The sequence below is a fragment of the Tindallia californiensis genome, from assembly GCF_900107405.1.
Classification (GTDB): Bacteria; Bacillota; Clostridia; order Peptostreptococcales; family Tindalliaceae; genus Tindallia; species Tindallia californiensis.
In genome coordinates this window covers 265,994-285,795 of the sequence record NZ_FNPV01000005.1, presented here as the reverse complement: position 1 = coordinate 285,795, position 19,802 = coordinate 265,994, and the positions used below count along the sequence as shown (strand labels likewise).

Here is a 19,802-nt window from a genome sequence, read left to right as displayed (position 1 = left end):
AACGGGAGGAATATCCATGGATATTGCTGTTCTAACGGATATTGGTAAAGTCAGAGGCGAAAATCAAGATGCTTATTATATTTATAAAAATGAGTACTGCCTTTTTATGGTTGCAGATGGGATGGGTGGTCACAGCTGTGGGAAAATGGCTAGTAACATTGCTTTACAGGTAGCTAGTTCTCATGCAGTGGAGTTTTTATTTAACAATGCAGACGATTCTGTAGTAACAGGAATTTTATACGAAGCTTTTCATAGAGCTAATCAACAACTGTTAGAGTATGCTGTTGACTATCCCGAATGTGCTGGGATGGGAACAACACTAACGATGGTGTGGACAAAAAACAATCGTGGGGTAATTGGTCATATAGGTGACAGTCGTGCATATTTGCTTAGAAATAATGAATTAATGCAGATGACAGAGGATCATTCTTTAGTTGCGGAGCTATATCGAAAAGGTGAGATATCAAAACAAGAGGCATTGCATCATCCACAAAAACATGTTATTACTCGTGCAATGGGAATTGACAAAAACGTAAGAGCTGATTTTATCCCTTTTGAGATAATGGACCATGATATTTTGATTCTATGTACAGACGGCGTTACAAATTTAATTTCTGATGATGAATTGAGAAATATTCTATTAGAAACGAAATCAGCCTCCCAAGCAGCGCAACTCCTTATTGATACAGCTAATGATCGAGGCGGACATGATAATAGTACAATTTTAATTGTTAAACCATTTAAGTCAAGTAAGGAAGGCAGGTGTTCTTTTTGATTGGAACAATGCTTGGCAATAGATATGAGATCATAGAAAAACTTGGTGGCGGAGGAATGGCCATTGTATATAAAGCAAAATGTCATTTATTGAATAGGAATGTTGCTGTAAAAATTCTTAGGGATGAATTGATAAGCGATAAAGATTTAGTAAATAAGTTTAAACGCGAATCTCAGGCTGTGGCAAGTCTGTCTCATCCTAATATTGTTAATGTTTATGACGTAGGAGAAGTAAATGATATCTATTATATGGTTATGGAAATGGTCGAGGGTAAAACATTAAAAAAAGTGATTAAAGAAAAAGGAGCGCTTCATCAGGAAGAAATCATTTATTATGCAAAGCAAATAGCGCGTGCACTTCAACATGCTCATGAAAATTATGTGATTCATCGAGATATTAAACCTCAAAATATCTTAATCACAGATGATCATCGAGCAAAATTGACAGATTTTGGGATTGCACTATCATCAAGCACTAATACACTGACTAATACTGGCAGTTTAGTAGGTTCTGTTCATTACTTTTCTCCAGAACAGGCTAGGGGGGGGTATACTGATGCAAAATCAGATCTATATTCTCTTGGAATAGCCATGTATGAGATGGCTACAGGAAAGCTACCTTTTGAAGGAGAAAGTCCTATCACTGTTGCATTGAAGCATTTACAGGAAGAACCTGAACTACCGTCGGATATTAATGATACCGTTTCTGAAGGTTTAGAAAGTATCATTATGAAGCTAATTGAAAAAGATCAGTACAGCAGGTTTCAAAATGCATCTTTGTTAATTGATGCTTTAAATCAGCTTGAAACTGATCCTGAATATATTCTCGATGATTTTGAAGATGAAATAGACGAGAATCCAACCCATGTAAATGGATACAAGGAAGGGGACGAACTACTAAAGATGACAGAACAGAAGCCATTCCGAAAGAAGAAAAAGACAAAAAATAGCCATAAAACAAAAATTGTATTAGCAGCTGGTATTATAACGGCTTTAGTTGCTGCTTTATTATTTACGTTTGGATTGTTTTATGTAAGCAACATGTTTCGAACGACAGAAGATATTGATGTTCCAGATTTTATAGGGATGCATTTAGATGAAGCCAAGGAAAAAATTGAAGAGCTAGGCCTTCAACACAGAGTGGAGTATCAATTTGACCGAGAAACGGATGAGGATACCGTATTATTACAAAATCCATCAGCTGGAATGAGTGTCAGAGAAAATTACCCTATAGAGTTAACTGTCAGTACAGGGGTAGAAACAGTTAAGGTTCCAGATTTGATGTATGAAGCAAAAGATAACGCCGTATTTAAGATTGAAGACGCTGGATTCATTGTAGGAGATATGGAATATGCTACAAGCGATATGCCTTCTGGAACTGTAATAAGTCAAGAGCCAAGAGCAGGTACAGAAATGACACAAGGAGAAGTTGTTAAAATAGTTATTAGTGAGGGACCCGAGTATGAGATGGTAATTATGCCGGATCTAGTAGGATCTACTATTGAAAGTGCAAGGGAATCGCTAAAAGATCTTAACCTTCCAATAAGTACTGTTCGAGAAGAGCACAGTGAAGAGTATGTAGAAGATATAGTGATCCAACAAAGTATAGTATCTGGACGACAAATTCCTGAAAGAACAAGCGTGTCGCTGACAATTAGTGCGGGAGTTGAATCGCCTCAAATAGAAGATATAGAAATTGAGGAAGACATTATGCCTGAGCAAGGAGAAAATAACATAGAAGAGCCTAGAACAAGAACGCTTCCTATTCAGTTTGATGGTGGAAGTGGTACTGTGCTGGTAGAACTCTACCGTGTTGAGGAAAACAGTGATAATACATTGATTTTTACTAAAAATCATCATATTGAAGAGGATGGCAACTCAATAGAAGTAAAAGTCACAGGATTAGGTACCCAGGCTTTCGAAATAGTTATCGATGGATCTGTCGTGCGCACCGTAGAGATTTCTTTTTAAGGAGGTTTATATGAAAGAAGGTAGGATAATTAAAGCTTTAAGTGGTTTTTTTTACGTACAAGACAATAAGTCAGTTGTGGTTTGTAAAGGCAGAGGCATTTTGAAAAAAAGGGGAATCACGCCTATTACTGGTGACTGGGTGAAGTATTCAATAATAAATGAACAGTTGAAAGAAGGAGTTGTTGAAGAAGTTCTACCAAGGAAAAATGAAATGCTAAGACCACCATTATCTAACTTAGATCAGATTTTGGCTGTGTTTTCTGTTAAAGAGCCAATTCCAAACTTTGTTTTGCTTGACAGAATATTACTTAGAGCGGAAATGCAAAGGTACCAAATAGGAGTTTGTTTTAATAAAATCGATTTAGAAGATAAAGAGACGTTTGATGGAATTTTATCTGGATATGAAAAAATAGGTTACCCTGTTTTCTTTATAAGTGCAAAATCTGGAGATGGGATAGCATCATTAAGAAATTTTTTGGCTGGCAATACAACTGCTTTAGCTGGTGCTTCTGGAGTGGGTAAATCCTCTTTAATTAATAAGCTTTATCCAAGCTTTGAGCTTAAAACTGGAAAAATTAGTGAGAAAATTCAACGAGGGAAACACACAACGCGGTTTACGGAATTGTTATGGGCAGATGAGGACACTTGGATTGCTGACACTCCTGGTTTCAGTACACTGAACGCTAGTGATCTTAAATATGAAGAAGTTAAACGATACTTTAAAGAATTTTTAGCCCTAGAAAGTTCATGTCGTTTCTTATCTTGCCTTCACTTAAAAGAGCCTGGTTGCAGTATCAAAAAAGCGGTTAGTGATGGTGAGATCATGGAACATCGCTATAAGAATTATCAAAATATAGTAGAAGAAATAAAATCAGACAGGAGGTACTGTTGATGAAATTAATTGCTCCATCTATTTTGGCAGCAGACTTTGCTAACCTGAATAAATCTATAAAAATGGTTGAAGAAGCAGGTTGTGATATGCTACACATTGATGTTATGGATGGTCGATTTGTACCAAATATAACGATAGGACCAGTAGTGATTGAATCATTAAGAAAGGTAACAGGAATACCTTTTGATATTCATCTCATGATAGTAGAACCAGAAAAATATATTGAGACATTTATTGAAGCAGGTGCTGATATGATTACGGTACAGGCAGAGGCGTGTGTTCATCTAGATCGCATCATACAGCAGATTAAATCAACGGGAGCGAAAGTAGGAGTAGCTTTAAATCCATCAACTCCTGAACATATGCTGGAGTATGTTTTAGATCAGTTGGACATGGTGTTAGTAATGTCTGTTAATCCTGGGTTTGGTGGACAAGAGTTTATTAATGGCTCACTGAGGAAAATAACAAACTTAAAGGCAATGATTGAACAAAAGAGTTTGAATGTAAAAATACAAGTTGATGGTGGTATTAATCAAAATAACATTAATAAAATATCTCAAGCGGGTGCAGATATTTTTGTAGCTGGATCGGCTATTTTTAATTCAACAAAACCGACTGAGGCGGTCAAGCACCTAAGAGCTGCTGCGATGAGTGAGGAAGAAAGATGAAAGTTCTTATCGTAACTAACGGAGAGATATATAGTTTAAGCTATTTAAGAGAGATAGCTCCACAATATAATTATATTATTTGTGTAGATGGAGCGGCCAGATATCTGCATGAAATATATTGTGTACCAGACTTAATGGTTGGGGATATGGACTCTGTTAATGATAAAGACTTGGATTGGATTAGGATGCAGAACATTTCGGTGAAAAAATATGATGTTAGTAAAGATTATACAGATACAGAAATTGCAATTGATGCAGCTATAAACTTGAAGGCTGAAAGAATAACGGTGCTAGGAGGTATTGGTAATAGGATTGATCACAGTGTTAGCAATATTTTTCTTTTGAAAAAAATTGCAGATAGTGGTATCTTAGGAGAAATAATCGATGAGCATTTCGAAATACAGTACCTTTATAAAAATAGTGAGCTACATTGGCAAATAGGTGAAACTGTTTCTTTTATTCCTTTGAATGAAGGTCCGGGAATAATTTCTCTGGAAGGTTTTGAATATCCACTTGTCGATAAACCTGTATCCCAAGGCACAAGTTTATGTGTTAGTAATGTAGTGAAAAAAAGTATTCAAAAGGTGAAAATAAAAGATGCTACATTATTGGCTATTAGAAATAAGCAGATTTCGGTATAACTAATAGATAAAATGAGGGATTCTTGCAAAAAAGAAATGATGACCATATACCTAACTATGGAATGTCTGAGAAGAGCAAGTCAATTCATAAATCTTGAAGAATGACTTTGTTTACTATACAATGTGTATATATTATATAGTGCAAATACCAATTATTTCTATTGAATTTTGGCGTAATCATTTATCCTAAATGGTGATGTTGAATAAATCATTTCTTAGCTAATAACAAGGAGGGACTACAATGCCGGGTAAAATAACAAACCAATACGGTACGACCATTATTGATGATCATGTTCTTGCTTCGATATCAGGACTTTCTGCTATGGAATGCTATGGAGTAGTGGGGATGGTGACTAAAACTGCTGCTGGTGGTTTAGTTGAACTTTTTAAAAGAGAGCAATCCAGTAGAGGGGTAAAAGTGCATACTGATGAAAATCAAATAGAAATCGACTTGTATGTTATTATTGAGTTTGGTACTCGTATTTCTGTTGTGGCAAACAATATCATTGAAAAAGTAAAGTATAATCTTGAAACCCTGACAGGAATGGATGTGACAAAAGTGAACGTCAACATACAGGGTGTGCGCGTGCACAAGTAATTTAAGGAGGTACGGTTTTGAATACGCAGACAATTAATGGAAAAAACTATAAAAGCATGATGATTTCAGCCAGACAGACATTGTTAGACCAGCAGGAAATAATTAATTCTCTAAATGTTTTTCCTGTTCCGGATGGTGATACGGGCACAAATATGACATTAACAGTTGAGGCTGCAATCAAGGAATTAAATAAGAGTGAGACTGAAAATATAGATGAATTAGCGGAAGCGGTTGCAAACGGGTCATTAATGGGAGCTAGAGGTAATTCGGGGGTTATTCTTTCTCAATTGTTTCGTGGTTTTGCTAAGAGCTTAAAAACAAAAAAAGAAATTACAGTTAAAGATATTGCTATGGCAATGAAAAATGCTTCAGATACGGCTTATCAGGCAGTGATGAAACCTACAGAAGGAACGATCTTAACTGTAGCCAGAGAAAGTGCAGATGCTGCGATGATGCTAGCAGAGAAGGAAGAAAATGTTGAAACGTTTTTAAGGTTGGTTATCCTAAAAGCAAACGAATCACTGGAAAGAACACCGGATCAGTTGAGAGTATTAAAAGAAGCCGGAGTGGTAGACTCTGGTGGAAAAGGTTTAGTAGCGATCATGGAAGGGGCTTTGAAAGGGATTTTTGGTGAAAAAGACTTGGCGCTGGATATGAATAAAGATAAGCAGGAGAAGCATCCTTATTTGTATGAAATAGATCCGGAAGAAATTCATTTTGGTTATTGCACAGAGTTTATCATTAATGCTAAAGATGCTGACGTAGCAATTTTTAAATCCAAAATCACACATCATGGTGATTCGATGTTAGTTGTTGCTAATGAAAAATTAATGAAAGTACATATTCATACGAATCATCCTGGAAAAGTGCTGGAAGAGGCCCTTAAGATTGGTGACTTAACTGACATTAAAATTGATAATATGAGACTCCAGCATCAGCATAAAAATTTCAAACCAAAGGGAGAAAAAGCCACCACTGAGGATGTTTCTTCAAAACCATATGGGATGATATCTGTAGCAATGGGAGAAGGCTTAAAAAGTATTATGGAAGATTTCTGTGTCGATGTAATCATAGAAGGTGGACAAACAATGAATCCAAGTACAGAAGATTTTTTAAACGCTATAGAAAAGATCGATGCAGAACATATCTTTATTATGCCAAATAACAGTAATATTATTATGGCTGCTAATCAAGCGAAAGGGATATCAGGCAAAAGCATAACAGTTATACCAACCAAAACCATTCCTCAAGGTATTTCTGCAATACTAGCCTTCAATCCGGATATTAAGCCGACAGAGAATGAATCAGCAATGAATCAAGCTATTCGTGAAGTTAAGACGGGGCAGGTTACATATGCGGTGCGAGATACTAGTTTTAATGGGATGACAATCTCTAAAAATGAAATTATTGGCTTAAGTGACAAGGAAATACGTTCTGCTGGAAAAAATCTTAATGAAGTATCCGCAAAACTAATAGAGAAAATGATTGCAACACAAGATGAAATAATGACTATTTATTATGGTGAAGATACGACCTTAGAAGAGGCAAAAGACCTACAGAAGCAAATGAATTTAAAATATAAAGACGTTGAAGTTGAAGTGTATGAAGGCGGACAGCCGTTATACTATTACATCATATCTTTAGAGTAAAAAGAAAAAAGACTTATCATTTTATATGATAAAATTCCAGGAGATGTTACATGAGAGTTATTTCAGGAGTTGCTAAAGGACATAAAATAAAAGCACCGAAAGGAGATCAGGTCAGACCTACTACAGATAGGGTGAAAGAATCAGTTTTTAATACTATCCAGCATAAAGTGATTTCCAGTACGGTGATTGATTTGTTTGCTGGATCTGGCGGGTTAGGAATAGAATGTATTTCCCGTGGCGCCGCTCATGTTTATTTTGTTGAATGGTCACTAGAACATGTGAGATGCATTAAAGAAAATTTAATAAAAACCAGATTAGATACCTCTGCGAGTATACTTCATCAAGAAGTCAGCTTAGCGATTCGTCAATTACATCAATCTAAAATTCAAGCGGATATCATTTTTCTAGATCCACCCTATCAGCAACAACTTGTGAATCCGACATTAGGGTTCATAAGCAAATGTGAGTTATTGAATAAAGATGGTATCATTGTTATTGAACATAGCAAGAAAGAAGTTCTCTCGAAAAAAATAGAAACATTCATACAAGCAAAACAAAAAAAATATGGTGATAGTATGATTTCCTACTACAGGAAGGAGGGGCCTTGAAATGACCGTAGCAATTTATCCAGGAAGTTTTGACCCTATTACGAATGGACATTTGGATATTATTCTAAGAGCGGCATCTGTGTATGATGAAGTGCTGGTAACTGTCATGTCGAATAATGCGAAAAAACCTATGTTTTCTTTAAGTAAAAGAGTGGAACTAATAGAGAAAGTCACCCAAAATCTAACTAATGTTACTGTTGCATCGCATTCAGGCCTTTTAGTTGACTTTGCAAACGAGAAAAATGCAAAGGTAATCATTAAAGGGTTGAGAGCTGTATCGGATTTTGAGTATGAGTTTCAGATGGCTTTAATGAATCGCAAGCTGAACAAAAACATAGAAACGATGTTTTTAATGACTCAAAGTCAGTATTCATACTTAAGCTCCAGTGTTGTAAAAGAAGTGGCCAGACTAGGTGGTTGTATTAAAGAGCTAGTACCAGAAGTTATTGAACATGAAATAGTTCGAGGTATTAAAAAAGAATAAGTTAAGGAGGGACGGCCTTGGATGTATTGCAGTTGCTTGAAGAATTAGAAGATATTATTGAGAGTGGGTCAACCATACCTTTTGCAAATCGAGTAATGGTTGATAAAGGTGAATTGTTAGAAATTGTTAAAGAGATAAGAATACATTTACCTGATGAAATGAAGCAAGCTCAATGGATTAAAGAGGAGAGACAGAGGATATTGCAAGAAGCTCAACGTGAAGGAGAGCGAACGATAGAGGAAGCACGAAAACACTCTGAAAGTTTAGTGGAAGAGGATGAAATTGTGAAAATGGCTAGAGTGAAAGCTGAGGAAATAATAAAACATGCACAGCAGGCGTCTAGGGATATGAAGCAAAGTGCTAGAGAATATACCGACGAGCTATTACAAGATGCGGAAGAAACAGCTCGTGAAATGTTAGAGGTTATTTCGGAAAACCGAAAAGAGCTACACCGTATGAATCAAAACTAAGAATAGGGTGTCGTTGTTTAAGTTATAAAAAGAGGGCTCTGCAAATAATCCAGTCTACCTTTTTTTGAATAACTGTTTGGAAGTGATAGGTGGTATAAGTCGGTTGCTTGGAGATCTATTTCTAACATCCGTTCTTCTGAAGTGTTTCTTGAATTAAAACTGGCTACTTTTGTTATTATGGGAAGTGAACTTAGTTCTTTACACTTCCTTAACAAAAATCTACCTTTTTCATTAAATGCTAATACTCGAATGTAAGAGGGTGTTTTTTTGTGATGAAATAAATGAGTATCTGTTTTCTGTATATTTAGAAGAGCGTGCATTAATATTCGTTGAATTCTTGTGCGTGGGTATCTTTTAGATTTAACACATGTACAAAAATCTATTGAAGAACTGTTTTTTTTAGCACAATCATTTAATTTGTTTTCAAGCCCTTCGGTAACGTCAGGGAGATTTCTGAAATCATGAATTGTCATTCTTTTGACTATTCCCATTAATAATAGGTCCAAGTCTTCTGTTTTAACGATGTTTTTATTTTCGGAAAAATATCTTTTTAGTACTTGGTATGAGGGAGCAGGGATGGAGCTTTTAATCATTGGTAAAGAATCAACCCCATCAATATGAGTACGAATACCGGTAGCGCTACTGATGTTGCTTAATTCTTTTGAATGATATGGAGAGCCAAGCCTTTTGATCGTATATGGAATAATACTAGATTTCAATTGCTTTAGATGCTTCATATAGAGCATGCCAAGAATATTATTTGGCTGTTGAAAAAAAGAATTAATTTGAGGTGATGGGTAAAAATTAGAAATAGCCAATTGCTGAGCACGGGCAAAGGAATGACCTTTATTCAAATAATGCTTAACCAAATGGTTTAGTGATGCTGGTGGGTCGGTTAATAAATTGCTAATTTTTTCAAACACGTCAATATCACCAGATTCACTTCCAAAACAAATATGGTCTATTATGTTCATATTGTTTAAAAGCGCTATACTGCCTCTGGCAAATTGATCAGCTGTTGAACAAGCATAAACTGTCGGAAGTTCGACAACTAAATCAACCCCATTTTTAATAGCCATCTCTGCTCTTAGCCATTTATTGATCATTGCAGGTTCCCCACGTTGCATAAAATGACCACTCATAACGGCAATGCTATAGTCTGAGTCTGTAATACTTTTAGATTTTTCTAAATGATATAGGTGACCATTATGAAACGGGTTGTATTCAGTAATAAGTCCTAAAACTTTCATTAACAATCATTCCTTTATTTATGATATTAAGGTGTTTTCAGGTTGTGTTAGGTAATATTTTACCACAGTTTAATATTTTAGCCTTCAAAAACTTGAAATCATCTTGTTTTTTTATTATGATTGTTATGTTAATACATTAGATTGGTTCAATTGCTATAATAATAGAATATAGGAGGTTTTTTGAATGAAGGTATTGGTTTTAAATTGCGGCAGCTCATCATTAAAGTACCAGATTATTAATATGGTAGGCGAAGAATTGCTGGCAAAAGGAATTGCAGAAAGAATTGGGTTAGAAGGATCTTTTGTTAAACACGAACCTGCAAATGGAAAAAAAGAAGTGATTGAAACAGAGCTAAAAGATCACAAAGATGCTATTAAAGTTTTGATTGATGCTTTATTAGACAAGACTTATGGAGTATTAAGTTCTATGGATGAAATCAACGCTGTAGGGCATCGGGTTGTGCATGCTGGTGAAAAATTTTCCGGTTCTGTTATGATTACCCAGGAGGTAATTGATGCACTTGAAGATTGCTCTGATTTGGCTCCGTTACATAATCCGCCGAATTTAATGGGGATTTATGCTTGCAAGGAAATAATGCCTAGTACTCCAATGGTAGGTGTTTTTGATACTGCGTTTCATCAAACGATGCCGCCTTCTTCTTACTTGTATGCACTTCCGTATGAATTGTATGAAAAATATAAAATCAGAAGATATGGTTTTCATGGAACCTCTCATAAGTATGTAGCGATTAAAACGGCAGAACTGCTCGGGAAACCACTTGAGGAGCTGAAAATTGTTACATGTCATTTAGGGAATGGAGCTAGTATGGCGGCTATTCAATATGGACAATCAATTGATACAACAATGGGCTTTACGCCGTTAGAAGGGCTGGTTATGGGTACGAGATGTGGCGATATTGACCCTGCTATCATATCCTTTATCATGGAGAAAGAGGATATGTCTATTAGTGATGTCAACAATATTATGAATAAAAAGTCGGGAGTTCTTGGGGTTTCTGGAGTGAGTAGTGATTTCAGAGATATAGAAGAAGCAGCACAAGATGGAAATGAGAGAGCAAAAATAGCTTTGGAAATTTTTTACAAAAAAGTAACGAAGTATATAGGTGCTTATGCAGCGGAGATGGGTGGTCTGGACGCTATTGTATTTACGGCAGGCCTTGGAGAAAACTCTGATATTGCAAGAAAAGAGATTTGTAAAAATCTTTCGTTTTTAGGTGCTACAATTGATAACAATAAGAATGATGGAGTGAGAGGGAAAGAAACTATTGTTAGCACAGATGGGTCTTCGGTAAAAATTGTTTTGATGCCAACAAATGAAGAATTGATGATTGCGCGGGAAACTAAAGCAATTGTTTAATTTGTCCTGTGGAAACGCTTGACAAAAACAGTTCTTCACCATATAATCTTTCTGTCGATGAAGAAGGCGGTAATCGAATGTTTCCTTTATTAGATTTTTTCAGAAGTAGAGAAAACTCATTAGAATGTCTTTATGAGTATGATATGCCAAAACTGGATTATCATGGAGACCCTGTATATTTTAAGCAACCAATAGAGGCGAGTGTGCAACTAATAAAAATACAGGATGCGGTTATCATGAATCTGGAGATGTCAGTTACAATTACTATGAGTTGCGCGCGCTGCTTAGAAATGGTTTGTCAGTCGGAGAAAGTTAAGAAGAGCTTTCAGCTAGTCGATAAAAGTAAGCAATCCTCGTCTACTGATAGTCAATGGGATGAAGAAATCATTTTTTACAGCAATAATCAACTGGATTTAGAGAGTGTTGTTCATGAGCAAGCATTGTTAACAGTTCCTTTAAAACTATTGTGCCGCCATGGTTGTCAAGGAATACGCAATCGATGTGGAACAGAGTCGAAGGATGAAGAATGTCGATGCGATCATATGGTTGCTACAACAGAAATAGATCCAAGACTTGCAAAACTGAAAGACTGGTATCAGAAAGAATAAGGAGGTGTTAAAGTGCCAGTACCAAAACGAAAAACATCAAAATCAAATCGTGACTCTAGAAGAGCTGCAAACTCAAAATATACGGCTCCTTCCGTTCAAGAATGTCCTCAGTGTCATGAGGCTAAGCTTCCGCACCACGTTTGTCCAGACTGTGGACATTACAAGGGTAAAGAAGTTATATCTACACAATAGACTACTTGGTGGTAATGCTTACAGCATTACCACTTTTTTTATAGAAGAGAAGGATGAAGTTCGTTTTTTCATTGTGAAAAACAACCTGTCTTGTTTGAGTAATATTTCTTTAGTATACTGGTACTATGATCTCGTACCAAACAAAAATGAGGTGAATCTATGCCAGCAATTAGAAAGATATCGAAGCGAGAAAGACAGTTTCAGCTGGGTAATCGAATTGCTGAAGATCCATTCCTTACAGATGGGGATTTAGCAGAAATTTTCAATGTAAGTATTCAAACGATTCGACTCGATCGACTAGAGATGGGTATCCCTGAACTAAGAGCAAGATTAAAAACAGTTGCATCAGACAATTATGAAAAAGTTAGAAGCATGGTTGGTGCAGAAATTGTTGGAGAATTGATAGATCTTAGTCTAGGAAAAGGTGGCATATCAATCTTGGATACCAGTGAAGATATGGCCTTTAAAAAAACCAGCCTCGTAAGAGGACACCATATTTTTTCACAAGCTGAATCACTTGCAATGGCAGTTGTGGATGCTAATAAGGCTTTAACAGGTGTTTCGAATATAAAATATATACAGCCGGTTACGGCTGGAACGAAGCTAGTTGCTAAGGCTAAAGTAGTACGAGTAAGGAATAATAAGCACTTTGTTCATGTAATGATATATGCGAATCAAGAACAGGTTTTTCGAGGGAAGTTCATTTTGGTTTCCCTTACTGAAAAGGAGGAGGATTAGATTGAAAATTGTTTTGGATGCAATGGGAGGCGATATAGGTCCTTCGGTAAATGTAGCAGGAGCTGTAGAAGCTGTTGAAGAATGGGATGTTGAAGTGATCTTAACCGGGAATCAAAAGCAAATTGAAGATGAGTTGCAAAAATTTTCTTACGATAAAGAGAGGATTACAATTGTAAACTGTACTGAAGTTATTGAAAATAGCGATAAACCATCAACAGCAATAAGAAAAAAGAAAGATTCATCTCTAGTAGTTGGGTTTGAAATGATTAAGGAAAAAAAAGCTGATGCAATTATATCTGCTGGCAACACAGGTGCTTTGTTAGCTGGTGGACTTTTTATTATTGGTCGAATTAAAGGCTTAAAACGACCCGCGTTGGCAGTACCTTTTCCTACTCCAAAAGGGCTCTCTCTTTTAGTTGATGCGGGTGCTAATGTTGATTGTAAAGCACAACATTTATATGAATTTGCTTTGATGGGTAGTCTTTATATGGAGTTTGTTGGGCAACTAGCTAAACCAAAAGTTTGTTTAGTAAATGTAGGTGCAGAAAAAGAAAAGGGAAATGAACTGACCAAAGAAGTTTATCAGATCCTTAGCTCTTCGGATTTACATTTTGAAGGGAATATTGAAGCTAGAGATATTCCCTCTGGTTATGCGGATGTTGTAGTATGTGATGGTTTTACAGGGAATATAATATTAAAGCTTTTTGAAGGTGTTGCTCAAACCTTTTCTGATGGACTGAAAAATGCGGTGTTGTCCGATTGGAAAAGTAAGCTGGGTGGTTTTTTGATGCAACCAGCTTTTAAATCTTTCAAAAAACAGTTTGACTACACAGAACACGGTGGAGTTCCTTTTTTAGGAGTGAATGGACTGGTAATTAAAGCTCATGGTAGTTCAAACTCAAAAGCCATTAAAAATGCAATAAAACAAGCTCGAATAACTCATGAAGCTTTACTAATAGATAAAATTAAGGATCGAATTAGTGAAATGACAGATACTGGTAACAGCATTGAAGGTGAAAATAGATGAAGTCTATAGAACATTGGAATAAAGGAGTTCCGATTTTAAGTAAAAAAATTGGTTATGTCTTTAGAGATCAACAATTACTTATGGAAGCACTTACTCATAGTTCTTTTGCAAATGAGTGGAAACATAAGCGAATACCTAATAATGAGCGGCTAGAATTCCTAGGTGACTCTGTGCTAGGTCTTGTTATTAGTAGATATATTTTCCATACTTTTCGAAATTTACCTGAAGGTGAACTAACCAAAGTTAGAGCTAGTGTGGTGTGTGAGGCGTCCTTAGCAAAAAAAGCTAGAGAACTAATGCTGGGTGAACATATTTTGCTTGGTAAAGGTGAAGAGACTAGTGGTGGGAAAAACAGGGAATCTATTTTAGCTGATGCTATGGAAGCGCTAATTGCAGCACTTTATATAGATGGGAAATATGAAAAAGCAAGTGAGTTTGTTATAAAACATTTTGAAGATATCATTAATCTTGCTGTTCATGGAGAACTAATGAAAGACTATAAAACATCATTACAAGAAAAAATCCAGAGATTTAATTCGAGTTCAATAGAATATGTTGTGGTAAGAGAAGAAGGACCAGATCATAGCAAAATTTTCTACGTTGATGTAAGATCAGATAGTAAAATATTAGGTTCTGGATCAGGAAGAAACAAGAAAGAGGCGGAGCAAAATGCTGCAAAAGCTGCTATTCAATACCTTTCCTAGGGAGGAAAGTTAAAGATGTATCTGAAAAGACTAGAAATAAAAGGGTTTAAATCATTTGCACATAAAGTAGATATACAATTTGAAAAAGGTATAACAGGTATAGTCGGACCCAATGGTTGCGGTAAGAGTAATATAACAGAAGCAATGAGGTGGGTTTTAGGTGAACAGAGTGCTAAAAGTTTAAGAGGACATAAGATGGAAGACGTTATTTTTACTGGTACTGATAAACGAAGAGCTATGGGAATAGCTGAAGTTTCTATTGTATTTGATAATGCGACCCGTAAACTACCATTGGCTTTCGAAGAAGTTTGCTTAACGAGAAGAGTATATAGATCTGGAGAGAGTGAATATTTTATTAATAATAGTTCTTGCAGAAGGAAGGAACTTAAAGAACTTCTTATGGATACAGGTATTGGTAAAGAGGGATACTCTATGATCAGCCAGGGGCGAATTGATGAAATAATAAATCAAAAGGGCGAGGAAAGAAGACTGTTGATTGATGAAGCGGCTGGGATAGTTAAGTATCGATCGCGTAAAGATGAAGCTGAGAAAAAAATACAGCGAACTCATGAACATTTGTTGAGAATAAATGATATTTTATCAGAATTGAATCAGCATATTAAACCACTGGAATTACAAGCTTCTCAAGCGGAAAAATATCTTCGGATGAAAGAACTGGCGGATTATTTAGAGATATCTACTTTGGTTGATAATATCGATAAGCAAAGCAATGCAATGCAAGAAATAAAACAGAAAATACATCAAGCAGAGTCAAAAGCGCGTTCTTGTAAAAAAACAGAAAATAATATTCAGGAAAAACTAGAAGGAAAAGAACTGGCCCTGGAATCTTATCGTCAAAAAACTAATGCACTTCAAAGTGAATTGGAAAAGATAAAAAAAACCATTGAAGAAAATCGTATTCAACGCAATATATATTATCAGCAAATAAACTATCGTAAAAGCCATTTATTAAAACTTGATAAAGAGATAATTGAACAAAATCTTAACTTGATGGATACAAAAACTCGATTAGACCAATTGAATATATTATTGCAAGACTTAAACAAGAGTATATTGGATGTAGATGGAAAATTAGAAAAGTTTTACAATGAAATTAAGCTGAAGAAAGAATCGTTAGCAATGTATAAAGACAAAGTAGAAACAGGAAAAAGTAGTATCATTGAAAATCATAATGAACTGAATTCTATTCATAATAAACATCAGAGGACTTCTGCATTACAAGAAGCTAACCATTTGAGGCTGAGGGTTGTCGAAGATGATATTAAGAAGATTAGAAAAGAAGAAGAGATGCAAAGGGATTTAGAAAAAAGAAATAGTGAAAAAAAAACCACCATTGAAAGTAACATCAGTCAACTGAGAGTTTTAGCGGATAATCAAAAAAAAAGATTGCATGAGTTGGAAAATAAGCATGAGAGTGAACTCATAGATGTTCAAAAGATAGTAGAAAATATACAAAAGCTCAATAATAAGAAAAGTTTACTAGTCAAAATGAGTAAGAATTATGATGGCTTCAATGTTGGAGTTAAAAATTTGTTAACAGCTGTTCACAAAGAATCAGTTATGTTTGATGGATTTCGTGGAATTGTGGCAGACTTACTAACTGTATCGAGTGGATATGAACTTGCGATTGAAATTGCCATGGGTCAAGCGCTCCAATTTCTTATTACCGATCATGACTATCAAGCAAAAAAAATCATTGATTATCTCAAAAAAACACGCAAAGGCAGAGTTACTATTTTACCCATTAGTTCAGTTCAAGAGAGGAAGTTAAAGCAAGAAGAAAAATACAATTTACAAAAATTCGATAAGTCATTTTGTGCACTTGATCTCGTGAGCTTTTCAAGTCATTATGAAACCATATTTAATTATTTGCTAGGCAGGGTCATTGTTACAGATGATTTAGAGGTTGGCATACAGATTAGTCGTAAATTTAACCAACAGGTTAAAATCACCACAATAGATGGAGAATTGATATTGCCTGGCGGATCAATGACAGGTGGATCTTATTCAAAACAAAATGATGGGCTACTGATTCGAAAAAAAGAGATAAAAGAGATTGAAAATCAAATTGTTATCCTACAGGAAAAAGAGAAAAAACGAAGAGTCGGGATCGAAGAAAATGAAGCGAAGATAAAGGCAGTAAAAGATAAAATTGCTGAAACGGAAAGAGAAATAAGTAATGAAGAAAAAAAATTAATAGAAGTTAGTATCAATGCTAGTAATTTTGTGGATAGAATAAATGACCTTAAAAATAATCATACTCGTTTGGAGGATGAACGATATGAGTTGAAGAGGAATTTATTTGGTTTAGATGTGAGAGAAAAAACATTTTTGTTAGACATAGCGGTGCTTAATCAACGGACTGAAAAAGTTCAAGGAGAAGTAGAAGATAACTTAATCATTTTGGATAAGCATAAGGTGATGCTTGAATCAATTCAAAACAAGCATACGGACTTAAGAATTGAAGCAGCGGAGTTAAAAGAACGAAAGCAGTCTTTAGAAAAAGAAAAACAAGATCTTGAAAATGCTATAATTCATTCGACGGTGAGTAGTGATACCCTACGTAATGAAAGGATAAACAGCATGGCTTCTATGGGAGAACTTAGTAACAAGCTGTATCTTCAAGAAAAAAAAATAGATCATTTTTCTGCGAAAGAACTTCAGCAAGAAAAACAAATCATGCGATTCTCTACCTTGGAAGATCAGACAAGGCTTGAATATCAAAACGCGATGAATGAGCTGGATACAACTCGAAATAAGCAAGATGAGATGAAAAACGAAGTGAACACACTAAGAATGAAAAGCTCTCGGTTAGAATGGCAGATAGAGCAATGTGTCGAAAAATTATCTTTGTTCAACATGGATAGTTTAGAAGCGGCTAGAGAAACGCTCAATCATCCACCGTGTGATAAAGTTGTTGAATATGATTTGGAAAAGTTAAAAAGCGAAATGAAAGCTTTAGGCGAGATTAATGTTGGTGCGATTGAAGAATATAGACGAATGAAAGATAGGCATCGGTTTTTAACCTTTCAAAAAGAAGATATGGAAAATGCAAAAGAATCACTGGAAAAAATCATTTGTGAACTTGACTATAAAATGACAAAGCAATTTGAAGAACAGTTTGAAAAAATACAGAGTTCTTTTCAGCAGGTATTTGAGAAACTATTTAATGGTGGAACGGCAGAGTTACATTTGCAAGAACCAGAAAATGTACTTTATTCTGGTATAGATATTGTTGCGCAACCGCCAGGCAAAAGATTCCAGCATTTATCGCTATTATCTGGTGGAGAAAAAGCTATGACAGCTATATCTCTTTTGTTTAGCATTTTACTCGTAAAGCCATCGCCGTTTTGTGTTTTGGATGAAATAGAAGCAGCTTTGGATGATGCGAATGTTGATAAATTTGCTGACTTCCTGGTGGATCTTTCTGCTGATATCCAATTTGTGGTTGTAACACATAAAAAGTTAACAATGGAAAGGGCGAGCTCTTTATATGGTGTAACGATGGAAGAAAAAGGGATTTCAAAGTTGTTGCGTTTAAAGTTAGCTGATCTGAATAATGACATAGTATCTTGAATGGTACGAAAAAATAAAAGAATAGAAGTGTGGTATAAAACAATCTGATTTTATTTTGCTGATAAACTATGCCAGTTGACATTAGGTTGTGGATTACCTTTATTAATCTAAATACAATATATGATAAGGAGAAAAGAAATGTTTTTTAAAAAAGAAAAAAATGAGTCTGAAAGTAATACGAAGGGTTTGTTTCAACGATTAAAGGATGGTTTGAATAAAACTACTAAAGAATTAGGTAATAAGCTGGATGGTTTATTAGTAGGTTACGGGAAAATAGATGATGATTTATATGAAGAGTTAGAAGAAATATTAATTATGTCTGATGTTGGATATGATGCTACTATAAATGCATTAGAAAAATTAAAACAAAAAGTAAAAGAGAATCGTGTAGAAGATGCAGCGCAAGTTAAATCACTGCTTAAGGAAGTTTTAATAGAACTTTTGACCGTTGAACAATCGGATCATGAGCTTAATCTACTGAGTGACCCTACGGTGATTCTTATAGTAGGTGTAAATGGTGTTGGAAAAACTACAACCATTGGAAAACTGACAGACTATTGTAAAAAACAGAACAAAAATGTATTACTAGCAGCCGGAGATACATTTCGTGCAGGTGCCATTGATCAACTGGAAATATGGGGAAATAGGTCCAGTACACCAGTCGTAAAACATCAAGAAGGTTCTGATCCAGCGGCGGTCATTTTTGATGCTATTCAGTCAGCGAAGGCTAAGGAAACACAAGTTTTAATTTGTGACACAGCAGGTAGATTGCACAACAAGAAAAATCTCATGAATGAGTTGAATAAAATTTTTAGAATAGTAGATCGTGAGTACTCTGAAGCTAATAAAGAAGTTCTATTGGTGTTAGATGCAACCACGGGTCAAAATGCAATTCAACAAGCAAAAACATTTGGAGAAGTAGCTCCTATCACAGGTATTGTATTAACAAAACTTGACGGCACTGCAAAAGGGGGCATTATTATTCAAATTGCACAAACGTTAGGAGTGCCGGTTAAATTTATTGGCGTAGGAGAAAACATTGAAGATTTACAACCTTTTGAAGCGGAAAGCTTTGTTAATGCATTGTTGGATCGATAGAATGATTTTAAAATATAGTTCTTGACTTTTTAGAAAGATTTATGTATACTCAACTATGTTGTAAAGTTAAACTACTTTACACTTATCGAGGTGGGTGTTAAATTGGACGAGAAGAACATGAGGATGATTCTGTTATATGACATTTACCAAGGCTTATTAACAGAAAAACAACGATATATGATGGATCTTTACTATCAGCAGGATTTTTCTTTAGCAGAAATTGCAGAAACTTTGCTAGTGTCACGACAAGCCGTTTATGATCACTTGAAAAGAACAGAGATTATTCTGGAAAAATACGAAGACAATATGAAGCTTCTGGAAAAGCATTTTCAACAGCAGGTGATCATAAAAAACATAGAAAAAAAAATAAAAAACTGCGAATTAAAGAATGCAGGGACGGAGCTTAGTGATTTTTTTGATGAGCTAAAAGAACTGTTAAAACAATTGTGATAGGG

General features: G+C 35.3%; 20 protein-coding genes. 19 read left to right on the top strand and 1 reads right to left on the bottom strand.

Annotation, left to right across the window (positions count from 1 at the left end; genetic code table 11):
* Positions 1 to 16: 16 nt before the first annotated feature.
* From BLV55_RS08980 to BLV55_RS08935, 10 genes are all read left to right on the top strand, one after another.
* The gene (locus tag BLV55_RS08980) at positions 17 to 775 is read left to right on the top strand and encodes a Stp1/IreP family PP2C-type Ser/Thr phosphatase (protein WP_093313545.1); all 759 of its coding nucleotides are present in this window, start codon (positions 17 to 19) and stop codon (positions 773 to 775) included.
* Entirely contained in the window at positions 772 to 2,745 is a 1,974-nt protein-coding gene (pknB, locus tag BLV55_RS08975; protein ID WP_093313639.1) for a Stk1 family PASTA domain-containing Ser/Thr kinase, read from the top strand. The genes BLV55_RS08980 and pknB overlap by 4 nt, the downstream gene beginning before the upstream one ends.
* 10 nt (positions 2,746 to 2,755) lie before the next feature.
* The gene (gene rsgA, locus BLV55_RS08970) at positions 2,756 to 3,637 is read left to right on the top strand and encodes a ribosome small subunit-dependent GTPase A (protein WP_093313543.1); all 882 of its coding nucleotides are present in this window, start codon (positions 2,756 to 2,758) and stop codon (positions 3,635 to 3,637) included.
* A complete protein-coding gene (rpe, locus tag BLV55_RS08965; RefSeq protein ID WP_093313541.1) occupies positions 3,637 to 4,305 on the top strand; it encodes a ribulose-phosphate 3-epimerase in 669 nt (222 codons plus the stop codon). Before rsgA ends, rpe begins: the two co-directional genes overlap by 1 nt.
* Positions 4,302 to 4,946: a thiamine diphosphokinase gene (locus BLV55_RS08960; protein WP_093313539.1), complete on the top strand. Its 645-nt coding sequence runs from the start codon at positions 4,302 to 4,304 to the stop codon at positions 4,944 to 4,946. Before rpe ends, BLV55_RS08960 begins: the two co-directional genes overlap by 4 nt.
* Positions 4,947 to 5,187: 241 nt before the next feature.
* Positions 5,188 to 5,544 (top strand): Asp23/Gls24 family envelope stress response protein, encoded by a 357-nt coding sequence (locus tag BLV55_RS08955; protein WP_093313537.1) that lies wholly within the window; start codon positions 5,188 to 5,190, stop codon positions 5,542 to 5,544.
* A gap of 17 nt (positions 5,545 to 5,561) precedes the next feature.
* Entirely contained in the window at positions 5,562 to 7,193 is a 1,632-nt protein-coding gene (locus tag BLV55_RS08950) for a DAK2 domain-containing protein (RefSeq protein ID WP_330386596.1), read from the top strand.
* Positions 7,194 to 7,243: 50 nt separating this feature from the next.
* Positions 7,244 to 7,801, top strand: coding sequence for a 16S rRNA (guanine(966)-N(2))-methyltransferase RsmD (gene rsmD, locus BLV55_RS08945; protein WP_093313535.1), 558 nt, complete (start codon positions 7,244 to 7,246; stop codon positions 7,799 to 7,801).
* Between the two features lies 1 nt (position 7,802).
* Positions 7,803 to 8,285: a pantetheine-phosphate adenylyltransferase gene (gene coaD, locus BLV55_RS08940; RefSeq protein WP_093313533.1), complete on the top strand. Its 483-nt coding sequence runs from the start codon at positions 7,803 to 7,805 to the stop codon at positions 8,283 to 8,285.
* Positions 8,286 to 8,302: 17 nt separating this feature from the next.
* Positions 8,303 to 8,755 (top strand): ATP synthase subunit B family protein, encoded by a 453-nt coding sequence (locus tag BLV55_RS08935; protein WP_093313531.1) that lies wholly within the window; start codon positions 8,303 to 8,305, stop codon positions 8,753 to 8,755.
* A gap of 17 nt (positions 8,756 to 8,772) precedes the next feature.
* Here BLV55_RS08935 and BLV55_RS08930 read toward each other — a convergent pair whose 3' ends face one another.
* Positions 8,773 to 10,005, bottom strand: coding sequence for a nucleotidyltransferase (locus tag BLV55_RS08930; protein WP_093313529.1), 1,233 nt, complete (start codon positions 10,003 to 10,005; stop codon positions 8,773 to 8,775).
* A 184-nt stretch (positions 10,006 to 10,189) separates the two neighbouring features.
* Between BLV55_RS08930 and BLV55_RS08925 the strand changes: the two genes are divergently transcribed.
* The 9 genes from BLV55_RS08925 to ylxM all read left to right on the top strand — a co-directional run bounded on the left by BLV55_RS08925 (position 10,190) and on the right by ylxM (position 19,797).
* Complete coding sequence (locus tag BLV55_RS08925) at positions 10,190 to 11,383, top strand: acetate/propionate family kinase (RefSeq protein ID WP_093313527.1); 1,194 nt, start codon at positions 10,190 to 10,192, stop codon at positions 11,381 to 11,383.
* A gap of 77 nt (positions 11,384 to 11,460) precedes the next feature.
* Positions 11,461 to 11,991 (top strand): YceD family protein, encoded by a 531-nt coding sequence (locus tag BLV55_RS08920; RefSeq protein ID WP_093313525.1) that lies wholly within the window; start codon positions 11,461 to 11,463, stop codon positions 11,989 to 11,991.
* Positions 11,992 to 12,003: 12 nt separating this feature from the next.
* Complete coding sequence (rpmF, locus tag BLV55_RS08915; RefSeq protein ID WP_093313523.1) at positions 12,004 to 12,183, top strand: 50S ribosomal protein L32; 180 nt, start codon at positions 12,004 to 12,006, stop codon at positions 12,181 to 12,183.
* 159 nt (positions 12,184 to 12,342) lie between these two features.
* Positions 12,343 to 12,921 (top strand): transcription factor FapR, encoded by a 579-nt coding sequence (fapR, locus tag BLV55_RS08910; RefSeq protein WP_093313521.1) that lies wholly within the window; start codon positions 12,343 to 12,345, stop codon positions 12,919 to 12,921.
* A 1-nt stretch (position 12,922) separates the two neighbouring features.
* Positions 12,923 to 13,948, top strand: a complete 1,026-nt coding sequence (gene plsX, locus BLV55_RS08905; protein WP_093313519.1) for a phosphate acyltransferase PlsX — start codon at positions 12,923 to 12,925, stop codon at positions 13,946 to 13,948.
* Complete coding sequence (gene rnc, locus BLV55_RS08900; RefSeq protein ID WP_093313517.1) at positions 13,945 to 14,652, top strand: ribonuclease III; 708 nt, start codon at positions 13,945 to 13,947, stop codon at positions 14,650 to 14,652. The genes plsX and rnc overlap by 4 nt, the downstream gene beginning before the upstream one ends.
* Before the next feature lie 15 nt (positions 14,653 to 14,667).
* Positions 14,668 to 18,249 (top strand): chromosome segregation protein SMC, encoded by a 3,582-nt coding sequence (gene smc / locus BLV55_RS08895; protein ID WP_093313515.1) that lies wholly within the window; start codon positions 14,668 to 14,670, stop codon positions 18,247 to 18,249.
* Positions 18,250 to 18,387: 138 nt separating this feature from the next.
* Complete coding sequence (ftsY, locus tag BLV55_RS08890) at positions 18,388 to 19,347, top strand: signal recognition particle-docking protein FtsY (protein WP_093313513.1); 960 nt, start codon at positions 18,388 to 18,390, stop codon at positions 19,345 to 19,347.
* A 102-nt stretch (positions 19,348 to 19,449) separates the two neighbouring features.
* Entirely contained in the window at positions 19,450 to 19,797 is a 348-nt protein-coding gene (gene ylxM, locus BLV55_RS08885; RefSeq protein ID WP_207646059.1) for a YlxM family DNA-binding protein, read from the top strand.
* The last annotated feature ends 5 nt before the right edge of the window (positions 19,798 to 19,802 follow it).

Coding starts and splice junctions, on each gene's coding strand:
- BLV55_RS08980 (WP_093313545.1), top strand. CDS start 17: ATGGATATTGCTGTTCTAACGGATATTGGTAAAGTCAGAGGCGAAAAT.
- rsgA (WP_093313543.1), top strand. CDS start 2,756: ATGAAAGAAGGTAGGATAATTAAAGCTTTAAGTGGTTTTTTTTACGTA.
- smc (WP_093313515.1), top strand. CDS start 14,668: ATGTATCTGAAAAGACTAGAAATAAAAGGGTTTAAATCATTTGCACAT.
- rsmD (WP_093313535.1), top strand. CDS start 7,244: ATGAGAGTTATTTCAGGAGTTGCTAAAGGACATAAAATAAAAGCACCG.
- rnc (WP_093313517.1), top strand. CDS start 13,945: ATGAAGTCTATAGAACATTGGAATAAAGGAGTTCCGATTTTAAGTAAA.
- BLV55_RS08930 (WP_093313529.1), bottom strand. CDS start 10,005: ATGAAAGTTTTAGGACTTATTACTGAATACAACCCGTTTCATAATGGT.
- BLV55_RS08925 (WP_093313527.1), top strand. CDS start 10,190: ATGAAGGTATTGGTTTTAAATTGCGGCAGCTCATCATTAAAGTACCAG.
- fapR (WP_093313521.1), top strand. CDS start 12,343: ATGCCAGCAATTAGAAAGATATCGAAGCGAGAAAGACAGTTTCAGCTG.
- BLV55_RS08955 (WP_093313537.1), top strand. CDS start 5,188: ATGCCGGGTAAAATAACAAACCAATACGGTACGACCATTATTGATGAT.
- BLV55_RS08960 (WP_093313539.1), top strand. CDS start 4,302: ATGAAAGTTCTTATCGTAACTAACGGAGAGATATATAGTTTAAGCTAT.
- BLV55_RS08920 (WP_093313525.1), top strand. CDS start 11,461: ATGTTTCCTTTATTAGATTTTTTCAGAAGTAGAGAAAACTCATTAGAA.
- rpe (WP_093313541.1), top strand. CDS start 3,637: ATGAAATTAATTGCTCCATCTATTTTGGCAGCAGACTTTGCTAACCTG.
- ftsY (WP_093313513.1), top strand. CDS start 18,388: ATGTTTTTTAAAAAAGAAAAAAATGAGTCTGAAAGTAATACGAAGGGT.
- coaD (WP_093313533.1), top strand. CDS start 7,803: ATGACCGTAGCAATTTATCCAGGAAGTTTTGACCCTATTACGAATGGA.